This window comes from Umezawaea sp. (assembly GCF_057122925.1).
Genome location: NZ_DBNGPQ010000092.1, coordinates 23,889 through 45,124, shown reverse-complemented (window position 1 = coordinate 45,124; position 21,236 = coordinate 23,889). Strand labels below are relative to the sequence as shown.

20 protein-coding genes and 2 riboswitches are annotated in these 21,236 nt (G+C 71.2%); of the genes, 5 read left to right on the top strand and 15 right to left on the bottom strand.

Annotated elements, in window-relative coordinates:
• Nucleotides 1-11 precede the first annotated feature (11 nt).
• The 5 genes from AC156L_RS20670 to AC156L_RS20650 are packed head-to-tail and all read right to left on the bottom strand — an operon-like array spanning nt 12 to nt 6,161.
• Nucleotides 12-2,081 (bottom strand): S9 family peptidase, encoded by a 2,070-nt coding sequence (locus tag AC156L_RS20670; protein ID WP_330878034.1) that lies wholly within the window; start codon nt 2,079-2,081, stop codon nt 12-14.
• 50 nt (nt 2,082-2,131) lie between these two features.
• The gene (locus AC156L_RS20665) at nt 2,132-3,466 is read right to left on the bottom strand and encodes a sensor histidine kinase (RefSeq protein WP_330878033.1); all 1,335 of its coding nucleotides are present in this window, start codon (nt 3,464-3,466) and stop codon (nt 2,132-2,134) included.
• Nucleotides 3,463-4,131, bottom strand: coding sequence for a response regulator transcription factor (locus AC156L_RS20660; protein ID WP_330878032.1), 669 nt, complete (start codon nt 4,129-4,131; stop codon nt 3,463-3,465). The genes AC156L_RS20665 and AC156L_RS20660 overlap by 4 nt, the downstream gene beginning before the upstream one ends.
• A gap of 45 nt (nt 4,132-4,176) precedes the next feature.
• On the bottom strand, nt 4,177-4,953 hold the full coding sequence (locus AC156L_RS20655) for a DUF1295 domain-containing protein (protein ID WP_484407177.1): 777 nt from the start codon (nt 4,951-4,953) through the stop codon (nt 4,177-4,179).
• Nucleotides 4,950-6,161: a class I SAM-dependent methyltransferase gene (locus AC156L_RS20650; protein ID WP_484407179.1), complete on the bottom strand. Its 1,212-nt coding sequence runs from the start codon at nt 6,159-6,161 to the stop codon at nt 4,950-4,952. The genes AC156L_RS20655 and AC156L_RS20650 overlap by 4 nt, the downstream gene beginning before the upstream one ends.
• A 204-nt stretch (nt 6,162-6,365) precedes the next feature.
• On the opposite strand from AC156L_RS20650, the gene AC156L_RS20645 reads away from it, so the two are divergent.
• Complete coding sequence (locus AC156L_RS20645) at nt 6,366-7,028, top strand: hypothetical protein (protein ID WP_330878029.1); 663 nt, start codon at nt 6,366-6,368, stop codon at nt 7,026-7,028.
• Between the two features lie 213 nt (nt 7,029-7,241).
• Here AC156L_RS20645 and glyA read toward each other — a convergent pair whose 3' ends face one another.
• From glyA to AC156L_RS20605, 8 genes are all read right to left on the bottom strand, one after another.
• Nucleotides 7,242-8,507, bottom strand: coding sequence for a serine hydroxymethyltransferase (gene glyA / locus AC156L_RS20640; protein WP_330878028.1), 1,266 nt, complete (start codon nt 8,505-8,507; stop codon nt 7,242-7,244).
• Nucleotides 8,508-8,527: 20 nt separating this feature from the next.
• Nucleotides 8,528-9,628, bottom strand: a complete 1,101-nt coding sequence (gene gcvT / locus AC156L_RS20635; RefSeq protein WP_330878027.1) for a glycine cleavage system aminomethyltransferase GcvT — start codon at nt 9,626-9,628, stop codon at nt 8,528-8,530.
• A 117-nt stretch (nt 9,629-9,745) separates the two neighbouring features.
• Nucleotides 9,746-9,840: riboswitch (glycine riboswitch) on the bottom strand.
• Nucleotides 9,841-9,928: riboswitch (glycine riboswitch) on the bottom strand. It abuts the riboswitch before it with no gap.
• A gap of 68 nt (nt 9,929-9,996) precedes the next feature.
• Nucleotides 9,997-10,299, bottom strand: coding sequence for a DUF3817 domain-containing protein (locus AC156L_RS20630; RefSeq protein WP_330878026.1), 303 nt, complete (start codon nt 10,297-10,299; stop codon nt 9,997-9,999).
• A 26-nt stretch (nt 10,300-10,325) separates the two neighbouring features.
• The gene (locus tag AC156L_RS20625) at nt 10,326-10,682 is read right to left on the bottom strand and encodes a hypothetical protein (RefSeq protein WP_330878025.1); all 357 of its coding nucleotides are present in this window, start codon (nt 10,680-10,682) and stop codon (nt 10,326-10,328) included.
• A gap of 108 nt (nt 10,683-10,790) precedes the next feature.
• Nucleotides 10,791-11,282, bottom strand: coding sequence for a helix-turn-helix transcriptional regulator (locus AC156L_RS20620; protein ID WP_259623720.1), 492 nt, complete (start codon nt 11,280-11,282; stop codon nt 10,791-10,793).
• A 245-nt stretch (nt 11,283-11,527) separates the two neighbouring features.
• On the bottom strand, nt 11,528-11,689 hold the full coding sequence (locus AC156L_RS20615; RefSeq protein ID WP_330878024.1) for a hypothetical protein: 162 nt from the start codon (nt 11,687-11,689) through the stop codon (nt 11,528-11,530).
• Nucleotides 11,690-12,087: 398 nt separating this feature from the next.
• The gene (locus AC156L_RS20610; RefSeq protein ID WP_330878023.1) at nt 12,088-13,218 is read right to left on the bottom strand and encodes a CaiB/BaiF CoA transferase family protein; all 1,131 of its coding nucleotides are present in this window, start codon (nt 13,216-13,218) and stop codon (nt 12,088-12,090) included.
• Between the two features lie 36 nt (nt 13,219-13,254).
• Entirely contained in the window at nt 13,255-14,403 is a 1,149-nt protein-coding gene (locus tag AC156L_RS20605) for an acyl-CoA dehydrogenase family protein (RefSeq protein WP_330878022.1), read from the bottom strand.
• Between the two features lie 195 nt (nt 14,404-14,598).
• On the opposite strand from AC156L_RS20605, the gene AC156L_RS20600 reads away from it, so the two are divergent.
• Entirely contained in the window at nt 14,599-15,801 is a 1,203-nt protein-coding gene (locus tag AC156L_RS20600) for an acetyl-CoA C-acetyltransferase (protein WP_330878021.1), read from the top strand.
• A 3-nt stretch (nt 15,802-15,804) separates the two neighbouring features.
• Nucleotides 15,805-17,868: a 3-hydroxyacyl-CoA dehydrogenase NAD-binding domain-containing protein gene (locus AC156L_RS20595; RefSeq protein ID WP_330878020.1), complete on the top strand. Its 2,064-nt coding sequence runs from the start codon at nt 15,805-15,807 to the stop codon at nt 17,866-17,868.
• 246 nt (nt 17,869-18,114) lie between these two features.
• Here the strand turns inward: AC156L_RS20595 and AC156L_RS20590 are convergent, their stop codons facing one another.
• The gene (locus tag AC156L_RS20590; protein ID WP_330878019.1) at nt 18,115-19,110 is read right to left on the bottom strand and encodes an AraC family transcriptional regulator; all 996 of its coding nucleotides are present in this window, start codon (nt 19,108-19,110) and stop codon (nt 18,115-18,117) included.
• Nucleotides 19,111-19,338: 228 nt separating this feature from the next.
• Nucleotides 19,339-19,899, bottom strand: coding sequence for a DM13 domain-containing protein (locus AC156L_RS20585; RefSeq protein WP_330878018.1), 561 nt, complete (start codon nt 19,897-19,899; stop codon nt 19,339-19,341).
• 127 nt (nt 19,900-20,026) lie between these two features.
• Between AC156L_RS20585 and AC156L_RS20580 the strand changes: the two genes are divergently transcribed.
• Together AC156L_RS20580 and AC156L_RS20575 are read left to right on the top strand one after the other, a co-directional pair.
• The gene (locus AC156L_RS20580; RefSeq protein ID WP_330878017.1) at nt 20,027-20,452 is read left to right on the top strand and encodes a hypothetical protein; all 426 of its coding nucleotides are present in this window, start codon (nt 20,027-20,029) and stop codon (nt 20,450-20,452) included.
• Between the two features lie 364 nt (nt 20,453-20,816).
• Nucleotides 20,817-21,212: a hypothetical protein gene (locus AC156L_RS20575; protein WP_330878016.1), complete on the top strand. Its 396-nt coding sequence runs from the start codon at nt 20,817-20,819 to the stop codon at nt 21,210-21,212.
• Nucleotides 21,213-21,236: the final 24 nt, after the last annotated feature.

Below are 21,236 nucleotides of genomic sequence, written 5' to 3'. Positions count from 1 at the left end.
CCCCCCTCGGCTCAGCCCAGCGACCTGCGCAGGAATTCCACCTGGAGCAGCAGCAGGTTCTCCGCCACCTGCTCCTGCGGCGTCATGTGCGTGACGCCGCTCAGCGGCAGCACGGTGTGCGGCCTGCCCGCCGCGACCAGCGCGGACGAGAGCCGCAGCGTGTGCGCCGCCACCACGTTGTCGTCGGCCAGCCCGTGGATGATCATCAGCGGGCGTTCCAGCTTCGCCGCGTCGGCGATCAGCGAGTTCGCCTCGTACACCTCGGGCCGCTCCTGCGGGGTCCCCAGGTAGCGCTCGGTGTAGTGCGTGTCGTAGAGCGCCCAGTCGGTGACCGGCGCCCCGGCGATGCCCGCGTGGAACACGTCAGGCCTGCGCAGCACGGCCAGCGCCGACAGGTACCCGCCGTAGGACCAGCCCCGGATGGCCACGCGGGACAGGTCGAGGTCGTCGAACCGCGCCGCCACGGCCTGGAGCGCGTCGACCTGGTCCTCCAGCGTCGAGCCCGCGAAGTCGAACGCGATCTCCCGCTCCCACACCGGTCCGCGGCCGGGCGTGCCGCGCCCGTCGGCGACGAGCACCGCGAAACCCTGGTCCGCCAACCACTGCGAGGCCAGGTAGGCGTTGCGCGCCGACAGCACGCGCTGCGCGTGCGGGCCGCCGTACGGGTCGAGCAGCACCGGCAGCTTCGCCGAGCCGGGCACGTGGCCGGTCGGGAACAGCAGAGCCACGCGCAGGTCCCGCTCCCCCGCGGTCAGCAGCCGCACCTCCGGCGTCAGCACGGGGGTCTCGGCGAACGACGCGATCTCCTGCCCGGTCGACACGGTCACCCTGGAACCGGACCAGCCGAGCCCCGCCGACGAGAGCAGCAGGACGTCACCGCCGCGCACCGCGTGGTGCACACCGTCCTCAGTGGACAGCCGCTCCACCGCGCCCGCGGTGACCCGGTAGACGGGGACCTGGGTCGGGTCGGCCTCGGAGGCGGTCACCAGCACGTCGTCGGCCGTCACGTCGAGCACCGCGCGCACCTGGAAGCCGTCCGGCGTCCACTCGTCGTCGCCGACCACGAGCCGGTTCGCCCCGTCGCGCACGGCGATCCGCACGAGCCTGCCGTCCGGCGTCCACACCGGCACGCCCGGCATGATCTCCACCCAGGTCGGGTCGGTGTCGGTGTGCACGACCTCGGTGGCGCCGGTCGCGGTGTCCACGGCCAGCACCAGCGCGGTCCGCTGGTCCCTGGTCTGCACCAGCAGCAGCGGGGCGCCGCCCGAGGACCAGTGCGCCGAGGCCAGGTACGGGTAGGCGTCGCGGTCCCACTCGACGGCGACGGCCGAGCCGTCCAGGCCCAGCACGGACAGGCTCACGAGCGCGTTCGGCGTGCCCGCCGCCGGGTAGGCGATCTCGGTCGCCCGCGTCGCCGGGTTGGCCGGGTCGGCGATGTACCAGCGCGCGACCGGCGTGTTGTCCACCCGCGCGGCGAGCACGGCCGTGCCGTCCGGCGCGAACCAGTACCCGCGGAACCGGCTCATCTCCTCCGCCGCGATGAACTCCGCCAGGCCCCAGGTGACCTCGGGGTCGTCGTCGTGGCCGAGCACGGCGTCCTCACCGCTCGCCAGGTCGACGACGTGCAGGTCGCCGTCCGCCGCGTACGCGACGCGCGTGCCGGTCGGGTCCAGCCTCGGGTCGACCACCGAGCCCGCCGCGGGCAGCTCCCGCACCGCGTTCGTCGTCAGGTCGGCCAGGAACAGCCTGCCGGACAGGGCGAACACCGCCTGGCGGGCGTCCGCGTCGACCGCGTACCCGACGACGCCCGCGCCGGACTCCCGGCTGCGCTCGCGCCGCGCGCGCTCCTGCGGCGAGAGGTCCTCGGGGTCGGTCAGCAGCGCCGCCGGATCGGCGACGAGCGTCTCGACGCCGGTGGCCGTGTCCAGCGCCCACAGCCCGTTCGCGCGGCTCGTGGCCGTCGCGACGCGCAGGAAGTACACGTGTGAACCGTCGGGTGCGACGGTGAAGGTCCTCGGTGCGCCGAGGGTGAACCGCTGGGTGCGCGCGTGTTGGCGCGGGAAGGAGGTTTCGTTGCCCACCCGGCCACCCTAGTACCGCGATCCGCGCTGGTCCCGGCAGTGGGACGGGGTCACAGCGTGAACCCGATCTCCGCTCCGCCACCGGACCTCGGGCGGGCGAACACCGCGCCGCCGTGGGTGGTGGCGACCTCGTGGACGATCGCCAGCCCGAGCCCCGAACCGGGCAGCGAGCGGGCAGAGGTGGCGCGGTGGAACCGGTCGAAGATCCGGGCCCGGTCCTCCGGCGCGACACCGGGTCCCCGGTCGAGCACGCGGAAGCCGTTCGGCCGGAGCACGATCTCGACCGGTCCCTCGGAGAACTTGATCGCGTTGTCGACCAGGTTGGTCACCGCCCGTTCCAGGCCCCGCACGCGGCCCGTGACCACGCCCTCGGCGTCCACCAGCACCTCGCGCCCGCTGCGCCGCCGGGCCCGGCCCGCCACCCGCTCGGCGAGACCGGGCAGGTCGACCGCGTCGAACGCCTCGTCCACCCGCCGCTCCGCCGAGAACTCGATCAGCTCCGCCACGAGGTGCGACAGCTCCCGCGCCTCGCCGTCCAAGTCGTCGATGAGCTGCCCGCGCGACTCCGACGGCAGCTCGTCCACCCTCTTGAGCACGGCGATGTTGGTGCGCAGGCTGGTCAACGGCGTGCGCAGCTCGTGGTTCGCGTCCTGGACCAGCCGCCGCTGGTCCTCGCGGGCGCCCGCGAGCCGCACCAGCACCGAGTCGAACGCCGCCCCCAGCCTGGCCACCTCGTCGGTGCCGCCCGTCCCGAGCATCAGGTCGAGCCGACCGCCTTCGGCGACCTCCTCGGCGGCCCTCGTCAGCCGCTCCAGGCCACGGGTCAGGCGCCGGGCCACGAGCCTCCCGACCAGGACGGCGAGCAGCAGCACCAGCACCGCGGCGCCCGCCAGGCGCCAGGCGAACCCGGCGATCATCGCCTCGGTCCGGGAGATCGGCCGGGCGAGCTGGACGGCGCCCCGACCGCCCCCGAGCGACACCGTGACCACCCTCAGCTCCTCACCCCCGCGAGGGGTGAACTCGCGCTCGGCCGTCTCCCCCGCGGTGTCGAGGGCCGCGACCTCCTTGTCGACGGTGTAGACGGGGAACGAACCTGCCTCCGGATCGGTCTGGCCGAGCCTGCCGTCACCCGCGAGGACCTGCGTGACGACGTCGCGGGAGCTCATCACGTCCTTCCCGACCTCGCCGTCCTCGATGAACCCCTTGGGGGTCAGCTCGGTCCGCGAGACGCGGTCGACCGTGGCGTCGACCTGCGAGCGGAACGCCCTCTCGGCGTCACCCTCCAGGGCGCTCTCCCCGACGGCGTAGGCGACCCCGGAGACGGCGAGGACCACGGCGGCCGAGATGCCCGTGAACGCCCGCGTGAGCCCGCGCCGCGCGTTCACGCCCCACGCACCGTGTAGCCGACACCGCGCACGGTGTGGATCAGCGACGGCCCGCCCACCTTGCGCCTCAGGTACCCCACGTACACCGCGAGGTTCTTCGACTCGACGCCGAAGTCGTAGCCCCAGATCCGGTCGTAGATGGTGGCGTGGTCCAGCACGATGCCCGCGTTGCGCACCAGCAGTTCCAGGAGGTCGAACTCGGTCTTGGACAGCTCGACCGCGGTACCGCCGCGCCACACCCGCCGGGCGGCGGGGTCGATCCGCAGGTCCGAGACCTGGAGCACCCTGTTCCCGTCCGGCGGCTCCACCCGGCGCAGCAGCGCGCGCAGGCGGGCCAGCAGCTCGTCCAGCTCGAACGGCTTCACCAGGTAGTCGTCCGCGCCCGCGTCCAGGCCCTCGACCCGCTCCGAGGTCTCGGACCGGGCCGTCAGCAGCAGGATCGGGGTGCGGTAGCCGTCCGCGCGCAGCAGGCGGCACACGTCGAGGCCGTCGACGCCGGGCATCATCACGTCGACCACCGCGGCGTCCACGCCGGACCGGCGCACCTCGTTCAGCGCCTGGACGCCGTTGGGCACCGGGATCACCCGGTACCCCTCCAGTTCCATCGCCCGCACCAGGGACTCGCGGATCGCCCGATCGTCGTCGGCCAGCAGCACCGTGCTCATCACGTCGAGCAGTCTGGCCGGTCCCGGTGAGAGGCCGGTAAGAACCTAGGCGGACTTCTTCGGCGGCCACGGCACGAAGCCGCTGGTCCGCTCCGCGTAGTCCGCGTAGCCGGGCCTGCGCGCGGCCATGTCCTTCTCCAGCAGGGGCTTGCCGGTGCCCTTGGCGAGGGTGAACGTCATCGCGATCGGCGCGACCACCGTGAGCAGGCCGATCCAGTGGTGCGCGGCGAACAGGAACAGCCCCCACCACACGACCGCGTCGCCGAAGTAGTTCGGGTGCCGGGTGTAGCGCCAGAGCCCGCGGTCCATGACCTGGCCCTTGCTGGCCGGATCGGCGCGGAACCTCGCCAGCTGCCGGTCGCCGACCGACTCGAACGCGAACCCGACGGCCCAGACGAGCACCGCCAGGTGGTCGAGCACCCCGAGCGGGGCGGTCAGGTACGACGCGGCCTGCACCGGCAGCGACACCAGCACCATGACGACGGCCTGGATCGCGTAGACCCGGTACATGCCGAGCACGCCGCGCCTCTTGAGGATCGCGACGTAGCGCGGGTCCTCGTCCCCGCCGCGGTTGCGCGCGTGGATGTGCCAGCCGAGGCGGACACCCCACACCACCGTCAGCAGCGCCACCAGCAGGCCGCGCGGCGTCGGACCGGCGAGCAGCAGCGTGACCACGGAGATGATCGCGAAGCCGACGCCCCAGAACACGTCGATCACGTCGTACCGGCCGCGCGACCTCGCGGCGGCGAACAGCGCCGACACGAGCACCAGCACGAAGACCGCGGTCAGCAGGACGTTCAGGCCGAAACCACCCGCGTTCACCCCGCCACCCGCTCACGGGTGCGCGGCATGCCGCTGGTGCCGTTCGCGCTCGGCCGCACCGCGAGGACCTGGTCCACGCCCATCCGCCCCTCCTCGAAGGTCAGCGCCCCGCCCGCGAGGTAGAGCCGCCACACCCGCGCCTGGCCCTCGCCGACCAGCGGGACGACCTCGTCCCACCGCTCCTCCAGCATCGCGGCCCAGGCCCGGACGGTCCGAACGTAGTGCTCGCGCAGGGCGTGGACATCACGGATCTCCAGGCCCGCCCGCTCCAGGTGGCCGATCGTCGCGCTGACGGGCCGCATGTGCATGTCGGGGGCCACGTAGGACTCGATGAACGCGCCACCACCGGGTGCGTTGGCCCCGCGCGACATCTGCTGGAGCAGCAGCCTGCCCTCGGGCTTGAGCAGCCGGTGCAGGGTGGCGGCGTACTCGGGGTAGTTCTCCTCGCCGACGTGCTCACCCATCTCGATCGTCGAGATCGCGTCGAACGGCTCGTCGTCGATCTCCCGGTAGTCCTGGAGCTTGACCGTCACGAGGTCTTCCAGTCCCTCGTCGGCCACGCGCTTCCTGATGTGCGCGTGCTGCGCGCGGGAGATCGTGACGCCGGTCGTGGACGCGCCGAAGTGCTTGGCCGCGTGGACGACCATCGAACCCCAGCCGCAGCCGACGTCGAGCAGCCGCGTGCCGGGTCCCACGTCCAGCTTGCGGCAGACCAGGTCGAGCTTGTCGCGCTGCGCGTCCGCGACGGTGTACTCAGGACCGTCCGACGTCCAGTAGCCGCTGGAGTAGGCCATGCTCGGGTCGAGCACGAGCTGGTAGAAGTCGTTGCTCAGGTCGTAGTGGTGCGCGATGGCCGCCCGGTCGCGGCCGCGGGTGTGCCGCGCGCCGGACAGCCTGGCCTCCTCACCGGGTGCCGCGGGCCGGGGTCCGAGCGCGCCGAGGCGCAGCGCCACCCGTGCCGCCCCCAGCAGGTCGACGGCCTTCGGCTTGCCCGCGCGCAGCGCTCCCCGCCTGGCCAACGCCCAGAACCGCGCCAGGCCGTCGGTCAGGTCGCCCTCGACGTCCAGCTCACCCGCGACGTACGCGCGCGCGAGGCCCAGCTCGTCCGGGTTCCACACCAGGCGGCGCAGCGCCCGCTTGGACCGGATGACCGCCACTGGTCCGTTCGTGGGGCCCGCGCTGCTCCCGTCCCACGCCCGCAGGCCGATCGGCAGGGGCGTTCCGAGGACCTTTTCGACGACGGTAGCGAGCTGACCTGCCACTCCACCGGTAACGACCACCACGAGCCTCCTGAGCCAAGACGGGTAGCAGTTGTTCGGCCCGAGATTGTTTTCGGTTCGGTTCTGAACCGCTGACGCGGTCCCCCCGTATTGCTCCGTGAAGCGAATGAACGGACGAGGAGGAGTTGAGAAGTGATCCGACGTAACCGCATCGCCATCGCCGTTGCAGGCGGCATGGCAACCGTGCTCGCCCTGGTCATGTGGAGCACCAACGCCGTTGGCGTTCAGGGCACCACCGTGGCTCAGACCGGTTCCGCGGTGGAGGCTGCTGCCGCGCCGGGTGACTACGGCTACGACACTCCTGCCGCGGCGGGCACCGACGCCCCCGCCGCGGGCGCGCAGACCAGCGCCGCCGGGCAGCCCGCCGCGGAGCCGCCCGCCGCCGCACCCGAGGTCTCGAACGTCCGGCTGGTCGCCAAGACCGTCGACAAGATGGGCGAGGTCGTGCAGGACGGCGACGGCCGCACGCTGTACCGCTTCGACAAGGACACCCCCAAGCCGCCGGTCTCCAACTGCAACGACGCGTGCGCCGTGACCTGGCCGCCGCTGGTCGTGCCCGCGGGCTCCACCCCGCAGCTGGAGGGCGTCGACCCGGCCCTCGTCGGCACGCTGAAGCGCGCTGACGGCACCGAGCAGGTCACGATCGACGGTTGGGGCCTGTACACGTACTCGAAGGACCCCGGCCCCGGCAAGTGGGCGGGCCAGGGCGTGGGCGGCACCTGGTTCGTGATCCAGCCGAACGGCAAGCGCAACGTCGAGTGCCTCCCGCCGGGCGTCACGGCCCCCGCCGCGTAGTGCTGAACCACCGGTAGTGCGGTGAAGCCCGGCCCCGGGGAAGGGGCCGGGCTTCACCGCACTCGTGGAACTGAGGACTTGCCGCTCATTCGCTTCGCGGTGAGGTACGACGAGAACGGCCCCCCGCGTCCGCGGGGGGCCGTTCTCGTCGCGGTGGTGGGAGATCGAGGTCTCCCGGTGGTGGAGACCGGTCGGCCTCCACCACCGCTGCCGTCAGAGGCTCGGGTAGAGCGGGTGCTTCGCGGCCAGCACCTCGACGCGCGAGCGCAGTTCGGCGAGGTCCGGGTCGGGCAGGAGGGCCGCGACGATGATGTCCGCCACCTCGGCGAAGTCGGCCTCGCCGAAGCCGCGGGTCGCCAGGGCGGGGGTGCCGACGCGCAGGCCCGAGGTGACCATCGGCGGGCGGGGGTCGTTCGGGACGGCGTTGCGGTTGACGGTGATGCCCACCTGGTGCAGGCGGTCCTCGGCCTGCTTGCCGTCCAGCTCGGACGCGACGAGGTCGACGAGCACCAGGTGCACGTCGGTGCCGCCGGTGAGCACCTTGATGCCCGCGGCGGCGGCGTCGGACTGGACCAGGCGGTTCGCGAGGATCTTCGCGCCCTCGACCGTGCGGCGCTGGCGGTCGGCGAACTCGGGGCTGGCGGCGTGCTTGAACGCGACGGCCTTGCCCGCGATCACGTGCTCCAGCGGGCCGCCCTGCTGGCCGGGGAAGACAGCGGAGTTGATCTTCTTCGCGATGTCCGCGTCGTTGGACAGGATCACGCCGCCGCGCGGACCGCCGAGGGTCTTGTGCGTGGTGGTCGTGGTCACGTGCGCGTGCGGCACGGGGCTCGGGTGCAGACCCGCGGCGACGAGACCGGCGAAGTGGGCCATGTCCACCATCAGGAACGCGCCCACGGAGTCCGCGATCCGGCGGAACTCCGCGAAGTCCAGCTGGCGGGGGTAGGCCGACCAGCCCGCGACGATCAGCTTCGGCTGGTGCTCCTGGGCGAGGCGCTCGACCTCGGCCATGTCGACCAGACCGTCCGAATCGGACACGTGGTAGGGCACCACGTTGTACAGCTTGCCGGAGAAGTTGATCCGCATGCCGTGCGTCAGGTGACCGCCGTGGGCCAGGTCGAGGCCGAGGATCGTGTCGCCGGTGTTCAGCAGCGCGAACATCGCGGCGGCGTTCGCCTGCGCGCCGGAGTGCGGCTGCACGTTGGCGAAGCCCGCGCCGAACAGCTCCTTGATCCGCGCGATGGCGAGCCGCTCGACGACGTCGACGTTCTCGCAGCCGCCGTAGTAGCGGCGGCCGGGGTAGCCCTCGGCGTACTTGTTGGTGAGCACCGATCCCTGCGCTTCGAGGACCGACACCGGGGTGAAGTTCTCCGACGCGATCATCTCCAGCGTGTTCTGCTGGCGGGCGAGCTCGGCGGCGACGGCTTCCGCCACCTCCGGGTCGAACTCCGCGAGGGAGGTGTTGAAGTGGTCCGACATGTGGTCTCCCTTGGGACGGATCAGTTGGCGCGCTTGTAGAACGGCAGTGCGACGACCTCGACGGGCTCCTGCCTGCCCCGGACGTCCACCGCCAGCTTGGTGCCGGGCTCGGCGCTGCCCTTGGCCACGTAGGCCATCGCCACCGAGTACCCGAGCGTCGGGGAGAGGGCCCCGCTGGTGATCTCGCCGACCGCGGCGCCGTCGGCGTCCAGCACGGTGTACCCGTGCCTCGGCGCCCGGCGTCCCTCGGTCTTGAGACCGACGAGCGTGGTGTCCACACCGGACTCCGCGACCTTCGCCAGCGCGTCGCGCCCGACGAAGTCGCCGGGCTTGTCGAGCTTCACGACCCGGCCGAGGTTCGCGTGGTACGGGGTGCGGGAGGTGCTCAGTTCGTTGCCGTACAAGGGCATCCCGGCCTCCAGGCGCAGCGTGTCGCGGCAGCCGAGGCCCGCGGGCTTCAGGCCGTGCTCCTCGCCCGCCTCCAGGAGCGCCGCCCACACGGCGGGCGCGTCGGCCGGTGCCGTGAACAGCTCGAAGCCGTCCTCGCCCGTGTAGCCCGTCCTGGCCAGCAGCACCGGGGTGCCCGCGACCTCGGTCGGGTAGGAGGCGTAGTACTTCACCGTCGCCAGGTCGGTCGGCGTGAGGCCCGCCAGGATCGCGGTGGAGTTCGGCCCCTGCACGGCGAGCAGCGCGTAGTCCGTCGACCGGTCGACCACGGCGGTGTCGAAGCCCTTCGCGCGCTCGACCAGTTCGCCGAACACCAGCGCGGCGTTGGAGGCGTTCGCGACGACGAGGTACTCGGTGTCGCCCAGCCGGTACACGATCAGGTCGTCCAGCACACCGCCGTCGGCCTGGGTGATCATGGTGTAGCGGGCGCGGCCGACGCCGATCGCGGAGCAGTGGCCGACCAGCGCGTGGTCGAGCGCGGCGCCCGCCTCCGGGCCCTCCAGCACGATCTCGCCCATGTGCGTGAGGTCGAACAGCCCCGCCGTCCGGCGGACCGCGTGGTGCTCGGCCAGCTCGCTGTCGTAGCGCAGGGGCATCCGCCAGCCCGCGAAGTCGGTGAACATGGCGCCCAGCGCCTCGTGCTCGGCGTGCAGCGGCGTCCGACGGCTTTCCATCTGGGTGGATCCTCCCTGGTGGGCATGCTCAACGGCCGACCGCGCCGCGGGGGCGACCGGTCGACCGGCGGCGGGCAGTGGGGACACGGTCATCGGCGAGACTCCTCCTGTGAGCGAGCCTCCCCCTCTGTCATGAGCCTGAGAGCTTCGACGCGCGAGCGCGACTTGCACCGTGGGCGAGGCGCACGGGTGCGCCTGCTTTTCAGAGTTGCCTGCGTCGCGCGGTACCGGTGCCTGAGAGATTCCGGGGAGGAGTTGCTCCTTCGGCGCCCCTCGCGGGGACTCTTCCGCGCGCCATCGACGGCCGTGTTCAGTTGATACCGCCAGACGCTATTCGCAGGCCGTGCCGCAGGTCAACAGGGGTCGCCTCACAGGGGGACGCCCTCCCGGACGCGCTCGACCACCTTGCGCTCCGCGTAGAACGACAGGAACGGGATCGTGCCCGCGAGCAGGACCAGGATCGTGCCCTTGATGGACCAGCGGGCCTTGAGCCCGAGGTCGACGGCGATCACCAGGTAGATGGCGTAGAGGAAGCCGTGGACCGGACCGACGAGCTTGATCATGCCGGTCGAGTCGCCCACGTACTTGAAGAGCATGGCCACGACCAGCAGCAACAGGCCCACACCGACCACGTAGGCCATGAACCTGAACCGGTTCAACGCACCGCTCATCGCCCGTCCGACCGCCTTCGTTCCGCTTACCGCTGGTCCCGCGCGTTCAGCTCGGCGAGGTAGCGGTTGTAGACCGCCAGCTCGTCGTCGGTGTCCACGACGGGAGCCCTGACGGCGTCAACGGTAACGACAGGCGCGGGTGCGACCACGGGCGGCTCGGCTTTGCGCTGCGCGTCGAGCTTGCGGATGCGCCAGACCATGAAGGCCGGGAAGAGTCCGAACAGCGGCCACTGCAACACGTAGCCGAGGTTCTGGAAGGTCCCGCTGGCGGATTCGAACCTCGTCCACTGCCACCACGCGAGACCGCAACAGCCCACCAGCGCGACCGCGCACACCAGAGCGATGCCCAGGCGCTGGGGGGTGATGAGAGGACCGCCGGTCACCTCTCCAAACTAGCACCGGCGGTACTGCGGCTGGAGGTCCAGGGCCGGGTGACCCAAGGGTTGGGGCTCCGCTCGGAGCCCACTCCCGTATCCGGACCGCCGACCGTCCTAGGCCACGCCGTCCCGGCGTTGCCGCTGCAACCTGGCGACGCACCACGCTGCCGCACTACCCCGACGCAGGTGCTGGAGCACCGTCATCGGGCCGAGTCGACGACCCAGGTCCGCGGGCAGGAGCCCGGCCACCCGGTAGTCCAGAGCGCGCTGGTCCAACGGGCTGATGCCCGCGTCCCACCACTGCTCCGCCTCGGCGAGGTCGCCCACGAGCTGCCAGTAGCTCGCCGCCGCCTCCAGGAGGACCTCGGGCACCTCGGGTGCCCTCCTCCGCATCGCCGCCACGTACGCGGGGCTGGCCGACTCGACCCGCACCACTCCACGTGGACCACCGTTCGCCCGCTGCGAGGGGATCCCCGGCGACGCGCTGGGTGGTGCCTCCGCCAGCCAGGCGTTCTTGATCCGGTTCACCTCCTGCATCTCGGCGTCGTCCGACCGCTCCGCCGCCCACTGCCTAAGCAGTTCGTCGACTCCGGAGTCCTCGACCATTTATGCCTCCCTGGGGTCGAAGATCAGCCAATGCAGCGCACCGTATTCAAGGGTTCGGCCAACCGCTAGACCCTTGTTTGTCGATAACCCCGTTACCAGGGTGTTATAGGCCCTATTCCACCCATAAGGTCCAACGGTCGAGCCGCCACGTCACCCAGGGTGATGGTACGGAACCGGGTCGCGCGGCCCGCCGGGAAGCGGGCCGCGCAACACCGGTCGAACGGGCCGGGACGGGGCCCCGGCGACTAGCCGAACAGGCTCCGGAGGAACGTGATGATCGCTTCGGCCCCCTCGCGCAACCAGGCGAGGACCTGCGAGACCGCGTCGGCGGACTCCACCGGGCGGGTGATCAGGAGGAACAGCACCAGCGCGACCGCCGCCAGCACGACCACCTTCTTCGTGTTCACGTCAAGCCACTCCGTCCGCTCAGGTTCGTGCGGCGGTCCCCCGTGACAGCCGGGAGCACGCCGTGTCACCCGACATGGTCCCCCATTCACCCGGTTGATGAACCTCGAACACGCATGCCGTCCTCGAACCGCCCCGAGATCAGCGCCCTGAGACGCTCGAGGGGGTTCGAGCGTCACCCGAATGGCCGCTCAAGGAGCCGTCCGGATCGGACGATGACCTGGGTACGGGCGTCTCGTCCGGCAACCCCCCAGCTAGCGCACCGAGGTACTCGCGAACCATCAGCACACCCAGAGGGTCCCGCCGCTCTCCCGAGCCGTGCTCCACGAGCACTCTGCGTGATCGCCGTAGTTCAGTGCCGTGATTCTTTCCCGGCGCTATTTCGCTGCCCTTTTATCGATCATCCAATTACTCCGGCCCGACTCAGTTCCGTAATCTCCGAGTCCGGCAGGCCGAGTTCTGCCAAGACCTCGATCGTGTGTTTTCCGGCCCGCACGGGTGGCTCGGGCGCCCCGGCGGGAGTGCGGTCGAACCGGGGAGCGGGTGCGGGCAGCGCCGTCCCACCCACGTCGGTGAACACCCCGCGCGCGACGTTGTGCGGGTGCGAGGGCGCCTCACCGGGTTCGAGCACCGGCACCAGGCACGCGTCGGTGCCCGCGGCGAGGTCCGCCCACTCGTCCCTGGTCCTCGTGGCGACCACCGCCGCGATGCGGGCGCGCAGGTCGGGCCAGTTCGCCGGGTCGTGCCGGTTGGGCAGCTCCCCCAGGCCCAGCACCTCCACCAGTTCGGCGAAGAACCTGTCCTCCAGCGCGCCGATGCTGACGTACCGGCCGTCGGCGGCCCGGTAGACGTCGTAGAACGGCGCGCCGCCGTCCAGCAGGTTCGTGCCGCGCTCGCCCTTCTCCCCGCCCGCCGCGCGCATCCCGTGCAGGAACGTCGTGAGCAGCGCGGCACCCTCGACCATCGCCGCGTCCACGACCTGGCCCCGGCCGGAGCGCTCCCGCTCGTAGAGCGCGGCGAGCACGCCCATCGCGAGCAGCAGGCCACCGCCGCCGAAGTCGCCGAGCAGGTTCAGCGGCACGGTCGGCGCCTGACCGGCCCGGCCGATGGGTTCCAGCGCCCCGGAGAGGGCGATGTAGTTGATGTCGTGGCCCGCGCGCTCGGCCAGCGGCCCGTCCTGGCCCCAGCCGGTCATCCGGCCGTACACGATGCGCGGGTTGACCGCGGCCACGTCCTCCGGGCCGAATCCGAGGCGCTCGGTGACGCCGGGCCGGAAGCCCTCGACCAGCACGTCGGCCCGGTCGACCAGGCGCAGCACGAGCGCCGCGCCCTCGGGCGTGCGGATGTCGATGCCCACCGACCGCCTGCCGCGGCCCAGCGGATCGCCCGGCACGGCGCCGGGGTCGCCGCCGATCCGGTCCACCCTGATGACGTCCGCGCCGAGGTCGGCCAGCACCATCGCACCGAACGGGGCGGGCGCGAGCCCGGCCAGCTCCACGACCCGCAGCCCGGCCAGCGGTCCCTGCTTCATGGGTTCTCCCTGCTACGGCGAACTCGTCGCGGCGGACTACAGCGACCGGGCGATGATCTCCTTCATGATCTCGTTCGTGCCGCCGTAGATCTTCTGGACACGCGCGTCGGCCCACGCCCGCGCGATCGGGTACTCCGTCATGTAGCCGTAGCCGCCGAAGAGCTGCACGCACTCGTCCACGACCCGGCACAGGCGCTCGGTCGACCACCACTTGGCCATCGCGGCCGTGGGGACGTCGAGCTCGCCGTCCAGGTGCAGGCGGATGCAGTCGTCGACGAACGACCTGGTCACCGCGGCCTCGGTGGCGCACTCGGCGAGGGTGAACCGGGTGTTCTGGAACTTGATCAGCTCACGGCCGAACGCGGTGCGGTCCTTGGTGTACTCCAGCGTCATCGCGACCGCCGCCTCGATGCCCGCGACGGAGGCCACCGCGATGATCAGCCGCTCCTGCGGGAGCTGGTTCATCAGCTGGACGAACCCCTGCCCCTCGGTGCCGCCGAGCAGGTTGGCGGCGGGCACGCGGACGTCGTCGAAGAACAGCTCGGCGGTGTCCTGGCCCTTCATGCCGACCTTGTCGAGCACCCGGCCGCGCCGGAAGCCGGGCGCCTTGGCGGTCTCGACGACGAGCAGCGAGGTGCCCGCCGCTCCTCCGGCCGGGTCGGTCTTGGCGACCACGACGACGAGGTCGGCCTGGCTGCCGTTGGTGATGAAGGTCTTGGAGCCGTTCAGCACGTAGGAGTCGCCGTCGCGGACGGCCTTGGTCTTGATGCCCTGGAGGTCGGAGCCCGCGCCGGGCTCGGACATCGCGATGGCGCCCACGTACTCGCCGCTCGCGAGCTTGGGCAGCCACCGGAGCCTCTGCTCCTCCGTGCCGTAGGCGAGCAGGTAGGGCGCGACGATGCCGCTGTGCACGCTGTTGCCCCACGCGCTGTCGCCCGCGCGCGCCTGCTCCTCGATCAGCACGGCCTCGTGGGCGAACGTGCCCCCGCCCCCGCCGTACTCCTCGGGGATGGACAGGCACAGCAGCCCGACCTCGCCCGCCTTCGTCCACAGGTCGCGGTCGACGTGCTTCTGCGCCGCCCAGCGCTCCTGGTTGGGTGTCATCTCCTTCGCCATGAACGTGCGGGCCAGCTCGCGGAGCTGGTCGAGGTCCTCGGTCATCCAGGCGGAACGGCGCTTCGGCATACCCGTCAGCCAAGCACCGCACCGCGCGGTCTGCCATGACCATCGAGCTTCCGATGAGGGGCCGAACGTGAGCGAAAATGTCGTTGCTGCTCGTCCCGCACCTGGTGCGGCCGTGGTCTGGACCGCTCAAGTGAGCTATTCGGTCACCCATCGCGGTCATGGGCAACGCCCCGCCGCGGGCCTACCGTCGAGCACATGAGCGAAGCCTTGATCTTCGATGCCGTGCGGACGCCGCGCGGCAAGGGAAAGCGCGGGTCGCTGCACAGCGTCAAGCCGGTCACGCTGGCCGCCGGGGTGCTGAAGGCGCTGTCCGAGCGGAACGCACTGGACACCTCGGCGGTCGACGACGTCGTGTTCGGCGTGGTGTCGCCGGTCGGCGAGCAGGGCTCGGACATCGCGCGGACGGCCGTGATGGCGGCGGGCTGGGCGCAGCGGACGGCGGGCGTGCAGCTCAACCGGTTCTGCGCGTCGGGCCTGGAGTCGGTGAACATGGCGGCGGCGAAGGTCGCGTCCGGGTTCGAGGACCTCGTGGTCGCCGGTGGCGTCGAGTCGATGTCGCGGGTGGCGATGGGCTCGGACGGCGGCGCGTGGGCGTCGGACCCCGAGACCAACATGGCGACGAACTTCGTGCCGCAGGGCGTGAGCGCGGACCTGATCGCGACCCTGGAGGGCTTCGACCGGTCGGCCGTCGACACGTGGGCCGTGCGGTCGCACCGGCTGGCGACGCTCGCGCAGGAGAAGGGCTACTTCGACCGGTCGATCGTGCCGGTCGTGGACCAGAACGGCACGCTGGTGCTGGCGGCCGACGAGACGATCCGGCCGGAGACGACGCTGGAGCGGTTGGCGGGGTTGAAGCCGAGCTTCCAGTTCCACGGTGACCTCGGGTACGACTCGGTGGCGATCGACCGGTACCCGTCGGTCGAGCGGATCAACCACGTCCACCACCCCGGCAACTCGTCGCAGATCGTCGACGGCGCCGCGGCGATGTTGATCGGGAACGAGCGGGCGGGCAAGGACCTGGGGTTGACGCCCAGGGCCCGGATCATCGCGACCGCCGTGATCGGCACCGAGCCGACGATCATGCTGACCGGGCCCGCCCCCGCGGCGCGCAAGGCGCTGGACCGGGCCGGGTTGACGGTCGAGGACATCGACCTCTTCGAGATCAACGAGGCTTTCTCGTCGGTGGTGCTGAAGTTCCAGCGCGACCTCGACCTGCCCGAGGAGAAGATCAACGTGAACGGCGGGGCCATCGCGCTCGGGCACCCGCTGGGGGCCACCGGCTGCATGATCCTGTCGACGCTGCTGGACGAGCTGGAGCGCCAGGGGCTCCGGCGGGGCCTCGCCACGCTGTGCGTCGGTGGCGGCATGGGTATCGCGACGATCATCGAGAGGGTCTGAGACATGCCTGTGCACTACGAGAAGGACGCCGGGGGCGTCGTCACGTTGACGATGGACATGTCCGGGTCGGCGAACGTGATGAACGCCGAGTACCAGGAGGCGATGGGGGTCGCGGTCGACCGGCTGGAGGCCGAGCGCGACGAGATCACCGGGGTGGTGCTGACGTCGGCGAAGAAGACGTTCTTCGCCGGTGGCGACCTGAACCTGCTGATCCAGGTCACGCCGGAGAACTCGTCGGAGGCGCTGGCCGGGGTGTCGCTGGTGAAGTCGCAGCTGCGGCGGTTGGAGCTGCTGGGGAAGCCGGTGGTGGCCGCGGTCAACGGTGCCGCGCTGGGCGGGGGGCTGGAGATCGCGCTGGCCTGCCACCACCGGGTGGTGCTGGACGACGACCGGATCAGGCTGGGGTTGCCCGAGGCCACCCTCGGGCTGCTGCCGGGCGGCGGGGGTGTGACCCGGATGGTGCGGTTGCTCGGCTTGCAGGCCGCGCTGCCGCTGCTGATGGAGGGCAAGCAGCTGCGGCCCTCGCGGGCGTTGCAGGCCGGGTTCGTGGACGAGCTGGCGGCCGACCGGGACGACATGATCGCCAAGGCGCGGGCGTGGATCGCCGCGAACCCCGCGCCGCGGCAGCCGTGGGACGAGCCGGGGTTCGCGATCAAGGACGTGCGGGTCGGGGACCCGAACGTGTACTCGCTGCTCGCGGCGGCGCCTGCCGTGCTGCGGAAGAAGACCCACGGCGCTTTCCCCGCGCCGGAGAAGATCCTCGCCGCGGCGGTCGAGGGTGCGCTGGTCGACTTCGAGACGGCGTTGCAGATCGAGGGGCGGTACTTCCTGGAGCTGGCCTCCGGGCAGGTGTCCAAGAACATGATCACGGCGTTCTGGTTCCAGCTCAACGAGATCAACGCGGGCGGTTCGCGACCGTCCGGTGTGGAGCGCCGGAAGACCGCCAAGGTGGGTGTGCTCGGCGCGGGGATGATGGGCGCCGGGATCGCCGAGGTGAGCGCCAAGGCGGGCATCGAGGTCGTGCTCAAGGACGTGACGCTGGAGGCGGCCACCAGGGGCGCTGCCGGGATCGCGGGGATCACCCCCACCGACTCCGACGCCGACCTCGCCGGGTGCGACCTGATCATCGAGGCGGTGTTCGAGAACCGCGAGCTGAAGGGGAAGGTGCTGCCCGCGGCCGAGGCCGCGGCGCTGCCGGACGCGGTGATCGCGTCGAACACGTCCACGTTGCCGATCACCGGGTTGGCCGCCTCGGTGTCGGACGCGGAGAAGTTCATCGGGCTGCACTTCTTCTCGCCGGTGCAGAAGATGCGGCTGGTGGAGATCATCCGCGGGGAGAAGACGTCGGACGAGACGCTGGCGAAGGCGTTCGACTACGTGCTCCAGATCGGGAAGACGCCGATCGTGGTGAACGACAGCCGGGGCTTCTACACGTCGCGGACGTTCGGGACGTACGTGACCGAGGCCGTGACGATGGTCGCCGAGGGCGTCCGGCCCGCGTTGATCGAGAACGTGGCGAAGAGGGCCGGGATGGCCGTGGGGCCGTTGGCGGTGTCCGACGAGGTGACGCTGACGTTGCAGCTGAAGATCCGCGAGCAGACGTTGGCGGACGACCCGTCGTTGGCCGCGCTGGGCGCCCACCCGGCGTTCGCGGTGATCGAGGAGCTGGTGGGGCTCGGACGCACCGGGAAGTCCGGTGGGGCCGGGTTCTACGAGTACCCGGAGGGCGCGAAGAAGTTCCTGTGGCCGGAACTGGTGACGCGGTACTCGCGCGAGGACGCCGGGGTGTCCGAGCAGGACGTCGCGGACCGGTTGCTGTTCGTGCAGGCGTTGGAGACGGTGCGCTGCCTGGACGAGGGGGTGTTGACGAGTGTTCGGGACGCGAACATCGGGAGCGTCTTCGGGTTCGGGTTCGCGCCGTGGTCCGGGGGGACGTTGCAGTTCGTGAACTCGTACGGGCTCGGGGCTTTCGTGGAGCGGGCTGATTACCTGGCGGATACGTACGGGGAGAGGTTCCGGCCGCCTGCTTCGCTGCGGGAGCGGGTGGTGAGGGGGGAGGGGTTCTAGGGGATCTTCCCTCCCCGATCTTGGCAGTGTCTCGACGCCCCGCCCCTTTGTCCAGGCTGGAAAGATGCCTGGACAAAGGGGTGGGGCGTCGAGGGTCTTAGAGCATCGGGGGCGGGGGGTGCGGGTGGAAGAGCTGTGGGTGGTGGGGTGGGTCCGGGGTTGGTTCGGGCCGGGGGCCGGTCACATCCGGGTGCCGTTGGCCGGGAGCCGGCTGGGTGCCGTTGGACCTGTGAGAGTTCTCGGTGGTCAGGTGCCGGCTGCTCTGTAGGCTCCCGGGCTGCTTCCCGTCCAGCGTTTGAACGCCCTGTGGAACGCCGAGGCTTCCGAGAAACCCAATCTCAGAGCCAGCTCTTCTACCGATTCGCCGCCCCTCACCAGGCTTGAGACCGCCTGGTCGCGCAGCAGCTGCTCTCTCACCTCGCGGAACGAGGTGCCTTCCGCTGCCAGTTTTCTGCGCAGCGTTGGGGCGCTGACTCCCAGTCTCGCCGCCACCTCTGGCAGGCCGCCGGAGATCCCGTTGCCGAGGATGCGCCTCACCAGGCCCGCGGTGTTGGCGCCGTAGTCCCTGCGGGACAACAACTCCGCCGGTGAGGCGCGGAGGTAGCGGTGCAGTGCGCTCTCGTCCTGGACCACCGGCATCCTGAGGAACCTGGTGTCGAACCTGAGCGCTGTCCTCGGTGCGTTGAAGTTCAGCGGACAGCCGAAGATGAGGTGGTACTCGCCGCCGTGGGCTGGTTCCGGGTAGCTGAAGTCGACTCTGCGCAACGGGATCCGCCTGCCGATCAGCCAGCTGGAGAAGCGGTGCCACAGGACCAGCAGGGACTCCGCGAGGAAGTGGTCCGGGTCGTCCGCCGCGGACAGGTCCAGTTCCAGGCGGAAGGTGTCCGGGGTGTCCTCCACCAGCGACATGGCAGGCCTGGAGTCCAGCAGGTCGTAGAAGTCCAGGCCCCTCCGCAGTGCGGCACCCAGGTCCGGGCAGTGGACCGCCAGCAGGCACATGGTCTGGAAGGTGCCCCGTTTGCTCGGCTTCGGGCCGAAGCCCATCAGCTCGTCGTCGAGCTGGTCCCACAGCGCCTGGATGAGGTGGGTGTACTGCTCGGCGGTGACCCTGGCGCGGTCGTCGGCCAGCAGCGACCCGCTGATCCCGGCCGCGGCCAGCACCGGGGTCACGTCGTGGCCGCCGCGGAGCGCGCCGCGCAGGGCGGCGCGGACGTAGTGGATCGCGATGGTCCTGGTGAGCATCACCCGACAGTCTCCCACCGGACATCCGGGTGCGGCGGCGCGGTCTCCCGCGCCGCCGCCCGCGGATGGCTCACCCCAGTGAGCCGACTCCTCGCCGACGGGGCTTGTGCTCGTCCGCCGGCAAGGGAAGTTGTGCCTCACACCACGGTATGAGGTCTAGACCAGATACGTCAATACGGTCCAACGGCCCTATCCGGGCCGCGCAGGCGGCCGTGTTCCGCCTGCGTGTCAGGCCTGTTCCAGCGGCGCTACGGCGAAGCCCGCGGAGAACCGCTGGCACCAGATCACGACGCTGCGCACGCCGTCCAGGTCGGTGGCCGCCGGGATCTCGTAGACCTGGTTGCCCTGGTTGGCCTTGAGCTTTCCCAGGCTGGTGAAACCGCTGCCGAACGCCTTCTCGGCCGAGTCGGACGGCTTGTCGGACAGGTAGACGTAGAGGTCCGGACCGTCGCTGGTGTCCAGGGCCTCGAACTGGACGACGTGGCCGCCGTCGGCTCGCCGCACCAGCGTCGCGGAGCCCGTGGTCGCGTGCTCCAGTGAGCGGAAGGGTCCCGATGCCAGTGCGACCGGTTGCTTCGGGGGTTCGGGGGTCGACGAGGTCGCGGAGGCCGTGGGGCCGGTGGTCGTCGGCGCGCCTGCCGCCGGGGCGCTGGTCGACGGTGGGACCAGCAGGGCCTCGTCGGCGGTGCGGGTGGTGATCAGCCGCCAGGGCTGGAACAGCGCCAAGCCCACCCCGACCCCCACGACCAGGACCACCGCCACCGCGCTCACCACTACCCGCCGGGACATGCCCGCCACCCTTCGTCGTCCGATCAGTCCGTCCCCGAGAGGAGACCACCGGAGACGTGCCTCACGGGGCGGTTTCGGCCTTACGAAGTTCTGACATCAGCTCACCTGATCGGGTTAGGGTCGCCCGGTGGTTCCACGAACGAGCACGGAGACGACCGTCGGCCAACTGGTGGTCGGGGCAATCATGCTCGGCTGCGCCGCCGCGGGTCCGTTCCCGAGTCCCGTCCCGCTGCTGTTCGTGATCGCCGCGGTGGGCACGGCCAACGCCGCGTTCGACCTCATGCGCACGTTCGGCTCGGCGCTGCTCGGGGGTGTGGCCGTCGCGAGCGTCGGACTGGCCGCGGTGCCGTTCGCGACCTGCTCCAACGACCGGTTCACCGACGTCTTCACCTGCGCGGGCGACGCGCCGACGTGGCACATGACCGGTTCGGTGCTGGTGGCGGGCCTGTCCGGCGCGAGCCTGGTGCTGGCGCGGATCGCGGGCACGGCGAGCGTCGACCAGAGGCTGGCGCGGATCCAGGAAGACCTGAACGCGATGCGCGGCAGGCGTTGACCACCGGTCCGGGTGCGTGAACCGGGCACCCGGAGCCATTTCACCCGACCGTGCGCATAGGACTCGAGCCGGGTCGTCCCGCGCACGGGCCGCGGGCGCAAAGTCGGCCGGTGCGCGGCGGTTCGAGCGCGGTGACAAGGGAGCCGGGGTGGTCGTCGAGCCATTCTTCCCGGTCAGCGCGCCGACGCGGAAAACCACGCGCTGGGAGATCGATCGGTGCATCGACTTCCAGGGGTCAGAGGCAGACCTGGAATGGCTCGATTAAGTTCAGCCAACACATTTATCCGGCGTCGAACCACCTGTACTGTCTCGAACGAATCCCTCTCCACACGACGTTCTGGTCATCCCTGCGAAGGAGCTTGCTGTGCGAGTGCTCTGGGCCGCGTGCGGCTCGGCCGTCGCGGCATCGGCGTTGGCCGGTGTGCTGCTGGGTGTGCTCCTCGACGGTTCCGGGCAGCAGGCCGGTGATCCGACGAAGCCGGGGTCGACCTGGATGACCAACGCCCCGTCGAGCACGTCCAGACCCCCGTCGTCGTCGACCGGTTCGAGTTCCAGCGTCCCGCCGTCGTCCACGACGACGACCACGACCACGACGACCACCACTCCCCCCGCCGCGCCGCCCCCCGAGACCACGACGACCGAGGCCGTCGCGCCTCCGGTGGCGACGACCCAGACCACCACCACGACGACGACCACCAAGCCCAGGGAATGGCCGTGCAGCCCGCTCAACCCGCTGCCACCGCCCACCTGCGGCCCCTGAGCGGAAGTCGAAACAAGCCCGTCC